This window comes from Streptomyces sp. S.PB5 (assembly GCF_030403745.1).
In the GTDB taxonomy this organism is placed as follows: Bacteria; Actinomycetota; Actinomycetes; order Streptomycetales; family Streptomycetaceae; genus Streptomyces.
On the sequence record NZ_JAQMWP010000014.1, the window covers coordinates 208,834 to 225,477 of the forward strand.

General features: G+C 70.4%; 14 protein-coding genes. 7 read left to right on the forward strand and 7 right to left on the reverse strand.

The features are described 5' to 3' along the window. The 3 genes from PH203_RS33010 to PH203_RS33020 all read left to right on the forward strand — a co-directional run bounded on the left by PH203_RS33010 (nucleotide 1) and on the right by PH203_RS33020 (nucleotide 4,703). Complete coding sequence (locus tag PH203_RS33010) at nucleotides 1-1,509, forward strand: glycoside hydrolase family 3 protein (protein ID WP_289924790.1); 1,509 nt, start codon at nucleotides 1-3, stop codon at nucleotides 1,507-1,509. Between the two features lie 285 nt (nucleotides 1,510-1,794). After that, nucleotides 1,795-4,494, forward strand: a complete 2,700-nt coding sequence (locus tag PH203_RS33015; protein ID WP_289924791.1) for a DNRLRE domain-containing protein — start codon at nucleotides 1,795-1,797, stop codon at nucleotides 4,492-4,494. Nucleotides 4,495-4,520: 26 nt separating this feature from the next. Further along, nucleotides 4,521-4,703 (forward strand): hypothetical protein, encoded by a 183-nt coding sequence (locus PH203_RS33020; protein ID WP_289924792.1) that lies wholly within the window; start codon nucleotides 4,521-4,523, stop codon nucleotides 4,701-4,703. 75 nt (nucleotides 4,704-4,778) lie between these two features. Here PH203_RS33020 and nagB read toward each other — a convergent pair whose 3' ends face one another. Together nagB and PH203_RS33030 are read right to left on the reverse strand one after the other, a co-directional pair. Continuing rightward, complete coding sequence (nagB, locus tag PH203_RS33025) at nucleotides 4,779-5,564, reverse strand: glucosamine-6-phosphate deaminase (RefSeq protein WP_289924793.1); 786 nt, start codon at nucleotides 5,562-5,564, stop codon at nucleotides 4,779-4,781. Nucleotides 5,565-5,866: 302 nt separating this feature from the next. Then, nucleotides 5,867-6,619 (reverse strand): SDR family oxidoreductase, encoded by a 753-nt coding sequence (locus PH203_RS33030; RefSeq protein WP_289924794.1) that lies wholly within the window; start codon nucleotides 6,617-6,619, stop codon nucleotides 5,867-5,869. A gap of 96 nt (nucleotides 6,620-6,715) precedes the next feature. Between PH203_RS33030 and PH203_RS33035 the strand changes: the two genes are divergently transcribed. Together PH203_RS33035 and PH203_RS33040 are read left to right on the forward strand one after the other, a co-directional pair. Continuing rightward, nucleotides 6,716-7,423 (forward strand): TetR/AcrR family transcriptional regulator, encoded by a 708-nt coding sequence (locus PH203_RS33035; protein WP_289924795.1) that lies wholly within the window; start codon nucleotides 6,716-6,718, stop codon nucleotides 7,421-7,423. A gap of 491 nt (nucleotides 7,424-7,914) precedes the next feature. Further along, nucleotides 7,915-9,381: a PAS domain-containing sensor histidine kinase gene (locus tag PH203_RS33040; protein WP_289924947.1), complete on the forward strand. Its 1,467-nt coding sequence runs from the start codon at nucleotides 7,915-7,917 to the stop codon at nucleotides 9,379-9,381. 181 nt (nucleotides 9,382-9,562) lie between these two features. Here the strand turns inward: PH203_RS33040 and PH203_RS33045 are convergent, their stop codons facing one another. Both PH203_RS33045 and PH203_RS33050 read right to left on the reverse strand, forming a co-directional pair. Next, on the reverse strand, nucleotides 9,563-9,820 hold the full coding sequence (locus PH203_RS33045) for a WhiB family transcriptional regulator (protein ID WP_003992873.1): 258 nt from the start codon (nucleotides 9,818-9,820) through the stop codon (nucleotides 9,563-9,565). 318 nt (nucleotides 9,821-10,138) lie between these two features. Then, a complete protein-coding gene (locus PH203_RS33050) occupies nucleotides 10,139-11,107 on the reverse strand; it encodes a diacylglycerol kinase family protein (protein WP_289924817.1) in 969 nt (322 codons plus the stop codon). 1,360 nt (nucleotides 11,108-12,467) lie between these two features. Here PH203_RS33050 and PH203_RS33055 point away from each other — a divergent pair. After that, complete coding sequence (locus tag PH203_RS33055; RefSeq protein WP_289924818.1) at nucleotides 12,468-12,908, forward strand: hypothetical protein; 441 nt, start codon at nucleotides 12,468-12,470, stop codon at nucleotides 12,906-12,908. A 12-nt stretch (nucleotides 12,909-12,920) separates the two neighbouring features. Here the strand turns inward: PH203_RS33055 and PH203_RS33060 are convergent, their stop codons facing one another. From PH203_RS33060 to PH203_RS33070, 3 genes are all read right to left on the reverse strand, one after another. After that, a complete protein-coding gene (locus PH203_RS33060; protein ID WP_289924820.1) occupies nucleotides 12,921-14,018 on the reverse strand; it encodes an RNA polymerase sigma factor SigF in 1,098 nt (365 codons plus the stop codon). After that, the gene (locus PH203_RS33065; protein WP_030784224.1) at nucleotides 14,015-14,428 is read right to left on the reverse strand and encodes an anti-sigma regulatory factor; all 414 of its coding nucleotides are present in this window, start codon (nucleotides 14,426-14,428) and stop codon (nucleotides 14,015-14,017) included. Before PH203_RS33065 ends, PH203_RS33060 begins: the two co-directional genes overlap by 4 nt. 261 nt (nucleotides 14,429-14,689) lie before the next feature. Then, nucleotides 14,690-14,950 (reverse strand): UBP-type zinc finger domain-containing protein, encoded by a 261-nt coding sequence (locus tag PH203_RS33070; RefSeq protein WP_289924827.1) that lies wholly within the window; start codon nucleotides 14,948-14,950, stop codon nucleotides 14,690-14,692. Between the two features lie 85 nt (nucleotides 14,951-15,035). Here PH203_RS33070 and PH203_RS33075 point away from each other — a divergent pair, with 85 nt between their 5' ends. Next, nucleotides 15,036-16,634: a Na+/H+ antiporter gene (locus tag PH203_RS33075; protein ID WP_289924828.1), complete on the forward strand. Its 1,599-nt coding sequence runs from the start codon at nucleotides 15,036-15,038 to the stop codon at nucleotides 16,632-16,634. Nucleotides 16,635-16,644 lie beyond the last annotated feature (10 nt).

Consider the following 16,644-nt stretch of genomic DNA (forward strand, 5'->3'; position numbering starts at 1 on the left):
ATGACGACATTCGCCAGCGGAACCACCGCGTCCTTTCCGGAAAAGGATGGCCTCACCACCGACGCCCTCACGGTCCTCCAGCCCGGCTTCCCCGGCACCACCGCCCCCGACTGGCTGCTGCGCCGCCTGGGCCAGGGCCTGGCCTCCGTCGGCCTGTTCGGCAGGAACATCGCCTCCCCGGAACAACTGGCCGCCCTGACCGCGCAGTTGCGCGCCGAGCGGGAGGACGTCCTCGTCGCCATAGACGAGGAGGGCGGAGACGTCACGCGCCTCGAGGTGCGCAACGGTTCCTCCTTCCCCGGCAACCACGCCCTGGGCGCGGTGGACGACACGGAACTGACCCGCCAGGTGGCCGCCGAACTGGGCCGCCGCCTTGCGGCCTGCGGGGTCAACCTCAACTGGGCCCCGTCGGCCGACGTGAACTCCAACCCCTCCAACCCGGTGATCGGCGTACGCTCCTTCGGCGCCGACCCCGACCTGGTGGCCCGCCACACCGCCGCCTATGTCACCGGCCTCCAGTCGGCCGGAGTCGCCGCCTGCACCAAGCACTTCCCGGGCCACGGCGACACGGCCGTCGACTCCCATCACGCGCTCCCGCGCATCGACGCCGAGACCTCGGTCCTCGGGGAGCGCGAACTGGCCCCGTTCCGCGCGGCTCTCGCCGCCGGCACCCGCGCCGTGATGAGCGCCCACATCCTCGTCCCGGCCCTGGACCCCGACCACCCGGCAACGTTGTCCCGCACCGTCCTCACCGACCTCCTGCGCGGCGAACTCGGCTACGACGGCCTCATCGTCACCGACGGCATGGAGATGCAGGCCATCGCGGGGACGTACGGCATCGAACGCGGCAGCGTCCTGGCCATCGCTGCCGGCGCGGACGCCATCTGCGTGGGCGGCGGCCTCGCGGACGACGAGACCGTACGCCGGCTGTGCGACGCCCTGGTCTCGGCGGTCCGCGCGGGTGAACTCCCCGAGGAGCGCCTGGCCGACGCGGCGGAACGCGTCCGGTCGCTGGCCCGCTGGACAGCGGCGGCCTCGGCGGCGGAGGAGACCGACTCCTCCGACCCCGAAGTGGGCCTGCGCGCAGCCCGCCGAGCCCTCACCCTGACCGCCGCCACCCCCTTCACCCCCCTCACGGAACCCCCCTACGTCGCCGCCTTCACCCCGGTGGCCAACTTCGCGGTGGGCGACGAAACCCCCTGGGGCGTGGCCGCGGAACTCGCCGGTCTCCTCCCCGGCACCGACACCGGCAGCTTCGTGGGCGAGGGCGCCGGCATGGCCGCCCTCGCGGCAGCGGGCCGCCGCCGCATCGTCGCCGTGGTCCGCGACGAACACCGCCACCCCTGGATGACCGCTGCCCTCAACTCCCTCCTCCGCTCCCGCCCCGACACCATCGTGGTCGAGATGGGCGTCCCCCAGGCCCCGCCCCGAGGCGCCCTGCACATCGCCACCCACGGCGCGGCAAGGGTGTGCGGGAGGGCCGCGGCGGAGGTCATCGCGGGCGAGTAGCCCGGGCAGTGGCCGATACGACAAGACAGGCGCCGGTTCCTTTGGAGGGAACCGGCGCCTGTCCACATCTGCCGGGGCACCCTCGACGAGGCGGTCATCAGGCGTCCGGTCGGCGTCTCGCCGGGGCTTCGTCATGCCCAAGTTGATCTGTGACGCACGCCATTCGAAGCGAATTGGGCGGTTTGGTCATCTGTGTGATGATCCGGGGTGAGTCCGCTTTCGCCTGGTCCGGGTACCTTCATCGCTCTCATGGAATTTTCACAAACGGAATGGACCAATCCGAGAATGAAATCCCGGCACACTCGCGTCGCCGGAGGGACAGCGATACTCACCTCGCTCGCCCTTCTCGGCGCAGCGGCCCCCGCGACGGCCGTATCGGCCGCGTCGGAGACTCAGGCCACGGCGGTCGGGGGGACCGTCACCGAGGCCGACACTCCCGAGGCCGCGATCGTTGCGGCACACGCCGTCAACCGGCGGGTGGAGGTGCTGGAGCGTCGTACGGAGTCCTCCACCACCTGGGCGAACCCGGACGGAACCCTTGTCACGGAGCTCAGCTCGGGCCCGGTACGGATGCTGCGCAACGGCAGTTGGGTGGACGTGGACGCCACGCTGACCCGGCGCGCCGACGGCAGCGTCGCCGCCAAGGCACACCCCCAGGAGCTCCGGCTGGCCGGGGGCGGGGGTGAGCGGGCGAGTTCCGTCACCGCGGCGGCCACCGCACCGGACTCGGCCAACCGCGACCTGGTCACGCTCGGCATGGGGAGCCGACGGATGGCCGTGCAGTGGAAGGGCGGGCTGCCCGCCCCGACCGTCCATGGCCACCACGCCGTCTACAGGCAGGCGGTGCCCGGCGCCGACCTCCTTGTCGACGCCACCCGGGACGGGTTCGAGCAGTTCCTCGTCCTGAAGGACCGGCCCGCCCAGGACAAGGCTCCGTGGACCGTCCCGCTGAGGCTGCCGGGCATCGACGCGACGCAGCAGGAGGACGGTTCGGTCTCGCTCAAGGACCGGAAGTCGGGCGAGGAAGTCGGCGTCATGCCCGCCCCCGTGATGTGGGACGCGCAGGTCGACCCCCGCTCCGGCGAGCACACCCACTCCGCGCGAGTGCCCATGACGCTGTCCCAGGACGGCGACACCGTCGAGCTCACCCTCACCCCGGACCCCGATTTCCTGTCCGACCTGGACACCGAGTACCCCGTGACGATCGACCCGGCGACGGACGCGCTCGGCACCCTCTTCGACACGTTCGTCCAGGAGGGCGACACCACCGACCAGTCCGCCTCGACGGACCTGAAGCTCGGCTGGCCCGGTGACTACGCCGACACGGCGAAGACCCGTAAGCGCATCGCCCGTTCCTACCTGACGTGGGACACGTCGGTCTTCGCGGACGCGCTGGTCAGCAGTGCGAAGCTGTCGCTGTACAACTACCACTCCTGGTCGTGCGAGACCCGTCCGTGGGAGGTGTGGGCGGCGAACGGCGCCGACACCGACACACGGTGGAGCAACCAGCCCGCGCGCCTTCAGAAGATCGCCACCTCGACGGAGACCCGCAGCGGCAGTTGCAAGAACGCCGGCTGGGTCAGCGCGGACGTCACCTCGCTCGCCCGGACCTGGGCCAGCGCGAAGGCCGAGACGGGCAGCATCGCGCTCAAGGCCGCCGACGAGTCCGACACGTACGCGTGGAAGCGGTTCTACTCCTCGGAATCGACCGCCGAGCAGATCCCGCAGCTGACGGTCAGCTACAACTACCGTCCCCGGGCGGGTAGCAACCTCCAGGCCGGGCCGCCGTTCTACTCGCAGGGCGGCATCTACCGCGTCAACTCCACGACGCCCACACTGCGTTTCACCCCCGAGGACTCCGACAACGACGACTCGGTGCGCGGCACCTACCAGATCACCGACGTGGCCACGGGCAAGGTCGTCACCAGCGTGGTCGCCGATCCCGTACCCACCGGCGAGACCTCCAAGGTCGTCGTCCCGGCGGGCAAGCTGACCGACGGCAGGACGTACTCCTTCCGCACCACGACGGACGACGGCACGCACTGGGCCAACGGCTGGTCCGAGCCGGTCACGTTCACCGTCGACACGGGTATGCGCATGACGCCGGAGCTGAAGGCGCTGTCGGCGGTCAACAGCGCGCTGGACGCCGCCGACGTGACCCCGGCCACCACCAGCGACGGCACCTACGCGGCCATCGCCGCCAACGGCACCAACACGGTGGGGGTCCCCTGGGTCACCGGTGACCACATCAGCGTGCAGTCCACCGACCGCGGCACCGTGGGAGTGGGCCTGCCCGTCTCGCAGCCGCGCGGCGTGGCCCTCAACGGCAACGTCGTTTACGCGAACCCCGACGGGCCCGTCGACACCGTCGCCCAGCCGACCCTGGAGGGCGGCGCCCGCACCTTCCAGGTCATCAAGAACGCCACCGCGCCGCACGAGTACACCTCGGCCATGCGACTGCCCGCAGGGGCGAGGCTCACCCCGTTCGACGGCGACACCGTCCTGATCTCCTCCGGTACGGACGACGCCCCGGTGGTCCACGGCCTCATCGACGCCCCCTGGGCCCGTGACGCGAACGGCGCGGAGGTGCCCACGTCGTTCCGCATCGAGGGCGACAAGCTCGTGCAGACCGTCGACTTCACCGCCACCACCGCCTTCCCGGTGGTCGCCGACCCCAAGGTGAGCGTCGGTTGGGGCATCTACCTCAACGCCACGGGCGCGGAGTGGAAGGCGTACTCCCAGGTCGCGGTCAGCGCAGGCTGGGGCGCCTGGCTGTACGGCTGCACGGCGGCCAAGATGCCCGCGAAGATCGCGGGCATCGGCAAGATGGTCTGCGGGGCGGTCGGCGTGAACGCCTGGACGAACCTCGCCAAGTGGCTCAAGCAGATCTACCACTGGAAGCTGTCCGCCGTGGGCTGTTACCAGGTCAAGATCTGGCCGTTCAACAAGAAGCTGACCAAGGTCAGCCGGAAGAACTGCCGATAACGGCCGCTGCCGGAAAGGTCCTTGCCGTGATTGTTCGAACACCCTGGTGGCTGAACCTGATCGCCCTCGTCGCGGCGATCGCTCCCTGCGCCGCCCTCGACCTGCCCTGGTACGTCGCGGCCGTCGCCGCCCTGGCGACCGGCACCCTCGCCGACCGGATCTGGCAGGCGGTGCTTCGCCGCCGTGAAGGCGACCGGAGAGGCGACTGAACTTGTGGCGGGCGGGTTCGCACGAACCTGCCCGCCACAAGGCGTTCCTTCGTTCCGTCGTCCTTCGCTTCTTCGTCAGATCCCCTGCCAGTCCGGCTTGTTGGCGTAGGTGTGCCGGAAGTAGTCCGCCAGCTTCAGCTTGGACGCGGCCCCCTCGTCAACGACCACCGTCGCATGCGGATGCAACTGCAGCGCCGACGCGGGGCACACCGCCGCCACCGGCCCCTCCACCGTCGCCGCCACCGCGTCCGCCTTCCCCTCACCCGTGGCGAGCAGCACCAGATGCCGGGCCTCGAGAATCGTCCCGATCCCCTGAGTGATGACGTGATGCGGCACCTGTGCGATGTCCCCGTCGAAGAACCGCGCATTGTCGACCCGCGTCTGCTCGGTCAACGTCTTGATCCGTGTCCGCGAGACCAGCGACGAGCACGGCTCGTTGAACCCGATGTGCCCGTCGGTCCCGATCCCGAGCAACTGCAGATCCACCCCGCCGGCCTCCGCCAGCGCCGCGTCGTACGCCTCGCACGCCCCCTGCACGTCCTCCGCCGTACCGTCCGGCCCCATGAACGCGTCCATCCCGATCCCCAGCGGCTCCAGTACCTCGCGCCGCAGCACCGACCGGTACGACTCCGGATGCTCGGCCGGCAGCCCCACGTACTCGTCGAGCTGAGCGATCCGCGCCCGCGAGGGGTCCACGGCACCGGACCGCACCTTCGCCGTCAGGGCTTGGTAGACGGGCAGCGGGGTCGACCCGGTGGCCACGCCGAGCAGGGCGTCGGGCTTGCGCCGCAGGAGCTGCGCCATGGCCTCGGCGATGAGCTCGCCACCCGACTTGGCATCCGGAACGATGACAACTTCCACGCTGGGCCTGCCGTTCTGAAAGGGCTATGTGGTTTAGACCAATTTAACAGAACCAGCTTTCCCTGCCCAGGTGAAGCGGCCCGTACGAGGCGGCCAAGAGCAGGTGTGGACGAGGTGCCGGGACAGGCGGGGGTGCACCCGGCAGGGGCGTCCGACCCGCCGGGAGTGGAACAGGAGAAGCCACTGCTCCACCGGGGCTCCGGTGCCATGGCGGTCATGCGGGTAGCTCCAGCCCGCCCTCTCGATCATCCCGCTGCAGCTCCTGGCCCGGACGCGCTGACGCGGGCCTGTCGGGCCACCCCTCAGGTCAGCGAACCCCCCGTCGCGTCCACCCAGCTCCCCGTCACCCATCGCCCCCCGTCCGACGCCAGGAATGCCACCACGTCGGCGACATCCGACGTCTCCCCGACCCGGCCCAGCGCCGAATACGCGGCGGCCTGCTCCCAGCCGCCCTCCGTCTCGTGCAGGAACGCGGCGTTGACGTCCGTGTCGATGATCCCCGGGGCCACCGAGTTCACCGTGATCCCGCGGGGGCCCAGCACCTTGGACAGGTCACGGCTGAAGACGTCGAGCGCGCCCTTCGTCATGGCGTACGCCATGAGGTGCGGCATCGCCGCGGTCCGGGCGAGTCCGGAGGAGATGTTGATGATCCGGCCGCCGTCCCGGAGCCGGCTCAGGCCGCGCTGGACGATGAAGTGCGGTGCCTTCACATTCACCGCGAAGACCCTGTCGTACTCCTCCTCGGCTATCTCGTCCAGCGAGGACGTCGTGCCGATCCCCGCGTTGTTCACCAGGATGTCCAGCCCGTCCGCATGCCGGTCGAACTGCTCCCACAGTGCCTCGGCGTCCCCCGGCAGTCCCAGCTCCACCCCGATCGCGAACGCCGAGCCGCCCGCCGCCTCGATCGCGGCGACCGTCTCCTTCGCCGCCGCCTCGTTCGTGCCGTAGTGCACGGCCACCCGCGCACCATCGCGCCCCAGCCGCTCGGCGATGCCCCGCCCGATGCCCCTGCTCGCCCCCGTGACGAGAGCCGTCCTGCCTGCAAGCACGCCCATGTCGGCGCCCCTTTCGCAATTACCTAGCGGTCGCTACAGAAAGAACGTACTACGAGGGTGGGAGATTTTTCTAGCACCCGCTATACAATTCACTCCATGGTGAGCAGCCAGGACGCGAAGGCGCAGACGAAGGACGGGCGAGCCGGGGCCCCGGCTGCATCCCCGGCCGCGGCAACGGCGGACCCTCCACCCGCGACAAGGGCGGACCCCCCGCCCAAGCCCCGCGGCCGACCGCGCTCCTTCGACCGTGCCACCGCACTCGAGAAGGCGATCCTCGCCTTCTGGGAGCACGGCTACGAGGCCACCTCCGTCTCCGACCTCACCCGCGTCATGGGGATCGGCGCCCCGAGTCTGTACGCCGCGTTCGGCGACAAGCAGGCCCTGTTCGCGGAGGTCGTCCGTGAGTACGGCGTGCGGTACGGATCCTTCGGCGTGCGCGCCCTCGCCGAGGAGCCCACCGCTCGGGCCGCTGTCGAGCGGACGCTGCGGGAGGCGGCCGTGGAGTACACGGCGCCGGGCCGCCCGCACGGCTGCCTCGTCGTCCACGCGGCCACCAACTGCACGAGCCCGGAGGTGGAGCGCTCCCTGCGGGATCAGCGCAACGCCAACATCGCCACCTTCGAGAGCCGTATCAAGGCCGACATCGCCGCGGGGGAACTGCCCGCGGACACCGATGCCGCCGCCCTCGCCCGGCACACCGGAGCGATGATCCAGGGCATGTCCCAACAGGCGCGGGACGGGGCGAGCCGGGAGGAACTGGAAGCGCTCGTGGAAATTGCCATGGCCATCTGGCCCCGCACATGAACCCACACGGGTTAGGCTGCGTGATGGATGCTAGGGCGTCCGATTAGTTCTCCAGTCGTTCCCCAGCTAGTTCTCCAGCGGGGATCCAGGCGTCTCGGGGACCCTGGAAGAACTGACAACAACAAACAGCCTCGAACGCATGGACACATCGAGTGGTCTAGTCCACAATGCGTAGAGAGAGCTGAAAATGCAGACTTCCGTCTTCCCCGCACAGGAAGGCGGACCGAGGAACCGGTGCTCTCTGCCCTGACTGCCCCGGATCCTCATCCTTCGGCCGACCGGGACCGCACACCCCGCGGCCGATATTGCTCCGGGCTGCGGTGCCGAGAGGGTTGAGGGTCCCTCTCAGGCGCCGCGGCCCGCGGGTGTTTTCAGGGGCCCGTCCGGCTCCATCGGGCCACGTCCGGACCGAGCCGCCGCAGATCGTCGTACGCCCCCGGCGCTTTTAGGTCAACCACATACCGCCAGGTACGCTCGCACCCGTGCCCTCCATGAACGAACTGGTCCGCCAGCACACCGCCCTCGACGACTCCGACCTGGAGTGGCTCCATCTGCTGGTGTCGGAGTGGCAGCTGCTCTCCGACCTCTCCTTCGCCGACCTCGTGCTGTGGGTGCCCACCCGGGACGGCGCGCGCTATGTCTCCGTGGCGCAGATGCGGCCCAACACCGGCCCCACCTCCTACCAGGACGACATGGTCGGCCACCTCGTCCCGCGCGGCCGCCGCCCTCTCCTCGACGCCGCGCTCGACGAGGGCCGCATCGTGCGCGAGGGCGACCCGGAATGGCGCGAAGAGGTCCCTGTCCGGGTCGAGTCGATCCCCGTACGACGGGAGGGCCGTGTCCTCGGCGTCATCGCGCGCAACACCAACCTGCTCACCGTGCGCACCCCGAGCCGCCTCGAACTCACCTATCTCCAGAGCGCGTCGGACCTCGCGCAGATGATCGCGGCCGGCGCCTTCCCGTTCGCGAACCAGCAGATGGACATGGACGCCGCCCCGCGCGTCGGCGACGGTCTGATCCGCCTCGACGCCGACGGCATCGTCCAGTACGCCTCCCCGAACGCGCTCTCCGCCTACCACCGCCTCGGCCTCGCCTCCGACCTGGTCGGCCACCACCTCGGCATGACCACCGCCGAACTCGCCCCGACCCGCGGCCCGGTGGACGAGGCGCTCGCCAAGGTGGCCAGCGGCTGGGCCCCGCGCGAGTTCGAGATCGAGTCGGGTGACGGCGTCATCCAGTTCAGGACCATCCCGCTCAAGCCCAAGGGCACCCGCATCGGTTCCCTGGTCCTGCTCCGCGATGTCACCGAACTCCGCCGCCGCGAGCGTGAGTTGATCACCAAGGACGCCACCATCCGGGAGATCCACCACCGGGTGAAGAACAACCTCCAGACGGTCGCCGCCCTTTTGCGCCTCCAGGCCCGGCGCATCGACTCCGAGCGCGGCCGCGAGGCGCTGGAGGAGGCGGTCCGCCGCGTCGGGTCGATCGCGATCGTGCATGAGACGCTGTCCCAGAACCTGGACGAGCGCGTGGAGTTCGACGAGATCGCCGACCGGGTCCTCGCGATGGTCGCCGAGATCTCACCCGGCAAGGTCACCGGCCGGCGCACCGGCCGCTTCGGCATCCTCGACGCCGAGGTCGCCACCCCGCTGTCCATGGTCCTGACCGAGATCCTCCAGAACGCCCTGGAACACGGCTTCCGCGAGGGCGACACCGGCACGGTCGAGGTCTCGGCCGTCCGCGGCGGTACGACGAAGGAGGCCCGCCTCCTCGTCACCGTCCAGGACGACGGCGTCGGCCTGCCCGAGGGCTTCGACCCGCACACCGCGGGCAACCTCGGTCTGCAGATCGTACGGACGCTGGTGGAGGGCGAGTTGGGCGGAACGTTCGACATGGTGCCGGCGCCGGAGGGCGGGACCCGGGTGATCCTGGACGTTCCGGTGCGGGCGAACAAGTAAGTCTGAAACGCCGTCTGTTCAGTGCAAGGGCACAGCAAGAAGCCCCGGACCTTGAGTGGTCCGGGGCTCGAATGCTCGTTGCCAGCTTGTGCTGCGCATCGGGGGTACTGCGCGCTGCGGCTCGGGGGCGGGAGATGCGTACTTGCTGTACGCGCCGCCAAGCTCAGGCGGGGTGGGTGTGTCAGGCAGAAGCCTGACGGGCCCGGTTGCGGGCGGCACGGCGCTTCATGGCGCGACGCTCGTCCTCGCTGAGACCACCCCAGACGCCGGAGTCCTGACCGGACTCGAGCGCCCACTGCAGGCACTGCTCGATAACCGGGCAGCGACGGCAGACGGCCTTGGCTTCCTCGATCTGCAGCAGCGCAGGACCGGTGTTGCCGATGGGGAAGAAGAGCTCGGGGTCTTCCTCGCGGCAAACGGCGTTGTGACGCCAGTCCATGGCTGCTACCTCTCCTTGGTATTACGTGCAAGTTGCTTGTGAATGTGAACGCTTTCACGAATCCCTCAACAAGTGAAGGGCCACCAGCCAGGTTCCCTGGCGAGGTCCTGTGAGTTGAAGAGGGGTTCCGGTGATCTGTGGAGCCGGTGTTGCGGGCTGTCCCGATCGCCACGTAGAGACTCGCAAACCTCAGCGGCGGATACAACCCCTTCCGGAAAGTTTTTTTTGATTCCTCGGTGTCGACTAGGTCACAGCCGTACTTCCATGGGGTGGATCCTGGCCTAAACGTTCGAGTGAAAGGACTTTAGCCCCTTCTGCTCACACAATCACACGCAGTGCACGGCGTACGCCTGTGAACGTCACGCTCGTACGCAGTCCGAGGTGGTCGCCGTCCATCTGGAGGGGCAGGGGGACCTTCGAATGCAAGGTGAAGCGGTCCAGGTCGTGGAGGGAGACCGCATGCTTCCCGTGCGGGCCGCGCTCGGGGGACGAAGTGAGCAACTGGGTGCCATACCGGGCAACCGCGGTCGTCGTCATTCGGCTGAGACCGAGTACGTCGAGGCCTTTATCGAACGAGGCCTTAGGTGACGCGTACATCGGGTGATTGCCCAGGAACGTCCACGGCGAGGTGTTCGACACTATGGACAGCACGAGGTCGGTCACCGGCTCGGCGTCCGGTCGCTCCAGCGTGATCGTCCCGTGCCGGCGGTGCGCCTCACCGAAGAACTGGCGCAGTGCCTGGCGGACGTAGAGCGCGTGCGTCGACTTTCTGCCGCGTTCGCGCTGCTGCTCGACCCGGCCGACCACGCCAGCGTCGAAACCGAGGCCGGCGTTGAAGGTGAACCAGCGCGCGGGTACCGCCTCGTCCTCGGTGCCAGGTGTGCCCGAGGCCAGGCCCAGACCGACCGTGCGCTCACTGCCCTCGCGCAGCGCGTCCAGGATCGCGCCGGTCGCCTCCACGGCGTCGTTGGGCAGGCCCAGGGCGCGGGCGAAGACGTTGGTGGAACCGCCGGGGACCACGGCGAGCCGGGGGAGCCGCTCCGGGTCGGGGCCGGCGTGCAGCAGTCCGTTGACGACCTCGTTGACCGTGCCGTCGCCGCCCAGCGCGACCACCAGATCCACGTCCTGGCTCTCCGCCGCCTGCCGGCCCAGGTCGCGCGCATGGCCGCGGTACTCGGTGGTGACCGCCTCGAGTTTCATCTCGCTCGCGAGCGCATGGATCAGGACGTCGCGCGTACGTGCGCTTGTGGTGGTAGCTGCCGGATTGACCACGAGAAGTGCACGCATGAGTTGCAGCGTACCTACTGGGTGGTACCGGGCACAGGCCGAGGTAGGGATCAAGTAAGAGATCCGCACGTGAACCTCACCACGGGGGCGCGTGGATCGAGGGGGCGCGGTGGGGAGCGCCGGGCGGGCTGGTGGGGGTGCGGTCGGGGGCAGGGGTACGTCGGGTCGGGGGGTGTGGGGGTGTGCTCGGGTCGGGATAGGGGGCGGGGGCGCGCTAGGGCTGAGGAGGGGTGCGAGGGTGCCTCGGGCCGGGAGGGAGCGCGGGGCGTGCTAGGGCTGAGGGGGTGGTGCGAGGGCGCGCTGCCGCCGGGGGCGTGGTGTGGAGGAGCGGTCGGGGTGCGATGGTGCGCCGGTGCCCAGAGGCGTGCGCCGGTGCCCAGAGGGGTGCGGGGGGTGCGCCGGGTCGGGAGGTGGTGCTGGGTCGGTGGAGTGGGCTGGAAGGTAGGGCCGGGGGCGCTGGGGCCGGGCCGGTGGGGTGTGGTGGCACCGCGGGGGCTGGGGTACTGCCGGCGGGCGGTCGGTGTGCTGCAGTCGCGAGGTGTTGCTGCGAGCGCCGGTCCGATGGGGAGCGCCGGTCCGATGGGGAGCGCTGGGCCCACGGGGAGCGCTGGGCCCACGGGGTGTGCCAGGTCCGCGGGGTGCGTCAGGCCTGCGGGGTGAGCTGGGTCTTAGGGGGGTGCCAGGCCTGCGGGATGCGCTGGATCTGAGGGGTGCGCCAGGCCCGCGGAGTGTTCCGAGGGCAGCGGGGAACGCTGGAGCTGCAGGGTGTGCTGGGGCGCAGGGAGGGGGGCGCCGCCAGGGGCGCAGTCGCAGTCGGCCTCCGTGAGCGCCCACCGAGCCGTCACGCGTGCGCTCCCCGAGCCTGCCGCGGATGCGTTCGTACTCACCGCGGGTGCGACCGGGGCTGTCGCGGATGTGCTGGGGGTCCGCCGCGAGTGCGACCCGGGTCGTTGCGGATGTGCTCGGGCCTGCCGCGGGTACGCCCGGACTGTCGCGGATGTGCTCGTACTCACCGCGGGTGCGACCGGGGCTGTCGCGGATGTGCTCGTACTCACCGCGGGTACGCCCCGGGCCGTTGCGGATGTGCTCGGGCTCGCCGCGGATGCGACCAGGCTCGCCACGGACACTCGGGCACGGTTGGCCTCGGGCCTGCCACCGATGCGCTCGGGCTCACCGCAGATATACGAACCGGCCCCGCCACCGATGCCCTCGGGCCCGCTACGGATCTCCTGGCCCCGCCACGGATCCCCCCTGGGCCCGCCACCGATCCCCCCGAGCCCGCCACCGATCCCCCCGAGCCCGTCCCGTACGCCCCCAGGCCCGCCACGGTCCGTACCCCGCCGGCGGCTACTCTTCAGGGGTGAGCAGTGAGCAGAATCCCGTCACCCCGGAAACCGCCGGTCCGCGTCCGCGGCGTCTGACGTATGCCGCCCTCCTGGCCGGGCTGGAAGGGCTCGCGCTCGTCGCGGGGGGTGTCTGGATGCTGGTGGAAGGGCTCGCGGGGGAGCCGGACGACCGGCAGTCCGCCGTCACCGGCGGGGTCACGCTGGTGGTGCTCGCGCTGCTGCCGCTGCTCGCCGCGCGCGGGCTGTTCGCCCGGCGCAGCTGGAGCCGCGGGCCCGCCGTCATCACGCAGGTCATGGCGCTGCCGGTGGCCTACAACCTGCTCCAGGCCGACAGCATGGCCATCCCGGCGGGCATCGCGCTCGCGGTCGTCGCGGTCGCCGCACTCGTGCTGCTCGTCAACGGCGAGACGACCCGGGCCCTCGGGATCCGCGGGCCCGGCAACGCACCGGAGTAACCCCGCGCGGGACTACTCCTCCACCAGCAGCTTCTCCCGCAGCTGGGCCAGGGTTCGGGCCAGCAGCCGGGAGACGTGCATCTGGGAGATGCCGACCTCTTGGGCGATCTGCGACTGGGTCATGTTGCCGAAGAAGCGGAGGAGCAGGATCCGCTTCTCCCGTGGGGGCAGATCCTCCAGAAGCGGCTTCAGCGACTCCCGGTACTCGACGCCCTCCAGCGCCTCGTCCTCGGCGCCGAGGGTGTCCGCGACCGCCGGCGACTCGTCGTCGGTGTCGGGGACGTCCAGGGAGAGGGTGGAGTACGCGTTGGCCGACTCCAGGCCCTCCAGGACCTCCTCCTCCGAGATGGCCAGCTTCTCGGCCAGCTCGTGCACGGTCGGGGAGCGACCGTGCTGCTGGGACAGCTCCGCCGTGGCCGTGGTCAGGGCCAGCCGCAGCTCCTGAAGGCGCCGCGGGACGCGGACCGCCCAGCCCTTGTCACGGAAGTGCCGCTTGATCTCGCCGACCACCGTCGGGGTCGCGTACGTCGAGAACTCGACGCCGCGGTCCGGGTCGAAGCGGTCGACCGACTTGATCAGGCCGATGGTGGCGACCTGGGTCAGGTCGTCCAGCGGCTCGCCGCGGTTGCGGAAGCGGCGTGCGAGGTGCTCGACGAGCGGCAGGTGCATACGGACCAGCTTGTTGCGCAGCTCCGCGTACTCCGGGCTGCCGTCCTTGAGCCCCCGCAGCTCGACGAACATCGCGCGCGCTCCGCTGCGGTCCTGAGGGTCGTGCTGCGTGGCCTGCCCGCTCCGCTCGCCCTGCTGATCGTCTCGCTCGTGCTCGCTCATCGTCCCGCCCGTCGCCCTTCCCCGAGCCCTCGTCTCTGCTCGGACAGGGGAGACCCCGATCCGTCCGTCCAGAGACGAGCTCTGCACGGCACCTTCCTGATCCCGCTGCCCGTCGTCCAGGAAGCCGGCCTCCGGCGAGTCGTCCTCCGGATGCGGCCGGGCCTGTTCGGGGATGCCGTCGACTCCGTCCCCCATGAGTCGGGACCCGCCTGTGCCCTCGGCCGGCAGCTCCCGTGTGCCGCGCTCTTCGTCACGCACCGGCCCGTCCCCTGTCCTCACGCCGGCCCGGGTCCCGCGCCGCGCTGTTTGTAGAGGCTGATCGAAACGGTTTTGTCGTCGTCGACGGCCGAGGAGACCTTGCCCGCGAGCGCGGACAGGACGGTCCAGGCGAAGGTGTCACGCGCGGGCGCGTGACCGTCCGTGGTCGGGGCCGAGACGGTGACCTCGAGCGAGTCGTCGACAAGGCGGAACACACAACTGAGCACCGAGCCGGGCACGGCCTGCTGGAGCAGGATCGCGCAGGCCTCGTCCACCGCGATGCGCAGGTCCTCGATCTCGTCGAGGGTGAAGTCCAAACGGGCCGCGAGACCGGCGGTCGCCGTACGCAGCACCGACAGGTAGGCACCCGCGGCCGGCAGCCGGACTTCCACGAAGTCCTGGGTCGCGGGCTCGCCTGCGATCTGGGACACCCTCACCTCCAAGGTGGTACAAGCTTTTCGGGGCCGAGGGTCGCCCCTCGGGAGTAACGCGAAGTGTGGTTCGACGGTGACGCTATCGCGCTCTCAACTTTCCTGTCCCCAGGACCCCAACCCCTCGGCGTCACTCACAGTAAAACTGTGGATACGCTCCGTGTCTAGGGGTCTGGGGCTCCAATTGGGAAGAACGCGCGCCGGGTTGACGTACCCAGACGTCAGACCGTCGAACCTTCGAAAACCGACCGGCCTGCCGCCTCACACGAGTACATGGTCGACGAAGCACCAGCGCCAGCTCTCACCGGGCTCGAACGTGCGCATGACCGGGTGCCCGGTCTCATGGTGATGCCCGCTGGCGTGCCGCCCCGGCGAGGAGTCGCAACAGCCGACATGACCGCAGTCGAGGCACAGGCGCAGCTGTACCGGGTGCTGGCCGTCCTTCAGACACTCAGGGCAGGTGTCGTTGAGCGGCACGGGTTCCGGGTGCGGCAGCGCGTCGGCGTGCGTGCACTGTTTCATGATTGCCAGATTACGACGGCTGTGCGGAAGCCCGCGCGGAAAAACGACGCGGGCGGCCGACGACGAACGAGGGTGGGCGAGGGTCATGGACGTGATGCCACTGCTGTTGCTGGTGGCTGGCAGCGCGGCGATCGCCGCGGCGGCCCGGCGCACCCCGGTGCCGGCACCGCTGCTGCTGGTCGCCGCCGGGCTGGTGTTCTCGTACGTCCCGGGGGTTCCCGAGTACACGCTCGACCCCGACATCGTCCTGCCCCTCGTCCTGCCCCCGCTGCTGCACTCCGCGGCCACCGACAGCTCCTACCTCGACCTGCGCGCGCAGTTGCGGCCCGTCGCACTGCTGTCCGTGGGGTACGTGCTCTTCGCGACCTTCGTCGTCGGCTGGGCCGCCTACCAGCTCGTGCCGGGCCTGTCGCTGACCGGGGCGCTGGTGCTGGGCGCGGTGGTGGCCCCGCCGGACGCGGTCGCGGCGACGGCGGTGGCACGCCGCGTGGGGCTCCCGTCCCGCATCACCACGATCCTCCAGGGTGAGTCCCTGGTGAACGACGCCACCGCGATCACCGCCTACCGGGTCGCCCTCGCGGCCGCGATCGGCGAGGGCGCGTCCTGGGCGGGCGGCATCGGAGAGTTCCTGCTCGCGGCGGTAGGCGGAGTGGCGGTCGGCCTGGTGTTGATGGTCCCGATCCACTGGCTGCGCACCCACCTCAAGGAACCCCTCCTCCAGAACACCCTCTCCCTGCTGATCCCCTTCGTCGCGTACGCGGCGGCCGAACAGTTCCACGCCTCCGGAGTCCTCGCGGTGGTCGTGGTCGCCCTCTTCCTCGGACACCGCGCGTGGGAGGTCGACTTCGCGACGCGCCTCCAGGAGGACGCCGTATGGAAAATGGTCGCCTTCGTCCTGGAGTCATCGGTATTCGCCCTCATCGGCCTGCAACTGCGCGTCGTGGTGAAGGGCTTGGGGGAGTACGAGGGTGGCGACGCCGCCTGGTACGCGGTGGCCGTCTTCCTGGTGGTCGTGGCCTCGCGGTTCGTGTGGGTCTACCCGGCGATGTTCCTCCCGCGCCTGCTGTCGGCACGCATCAGGGAACGCGAGGAGAACCCCACCTGGAAGGGCCCGTTCGTGATCGCCTGGGCCGGCATGAGAGGCGTGGTCTCCCTGGCGATCGCCTTCTCGATCCCGGAGACCCTGCACGGCGGCGAGGAGCCCTTCCCCGGCCGCAACCTGATCCTCTTCCTGACGTTCACCACGGTCATCGGCACGCTGGTGGTCCAGGGCGTCACCCTGCCCCCGCTGATCCGCATGCTGAGACTCCCCGGCCGCGACCCCCAGGCCGAGACCCTGGCGGAGGCCAATGCCCAGGCCCAGGCCTCCCGAGCCGCCGAACGCCGCCTCGACGAGCTCCTCTCCGACGAACGCAACGCCCTCCCCGAGCCCCTCGCCGACCGTCTCCGCAGGGTCCTGGAGCGCCGCCGCAACGCCGTCTGGGAGCGCCTCGGCCAGGTCAACCCCATCACCGGCGAGACCGTCGACGACACCTACCGCCGCCTGTCCCGCGAGATGATCAGCGCCGAACGCGAGATCTTCGTGAAACTGCGGGACGGGCGGTACATCGACGACGAGATGCTGCGGACGCTGCTGCGGCGGCTGGACCTGGAGGAGGCGGCGGCGTACCGGGAGGCCGCGTGAGGGTCCCCGT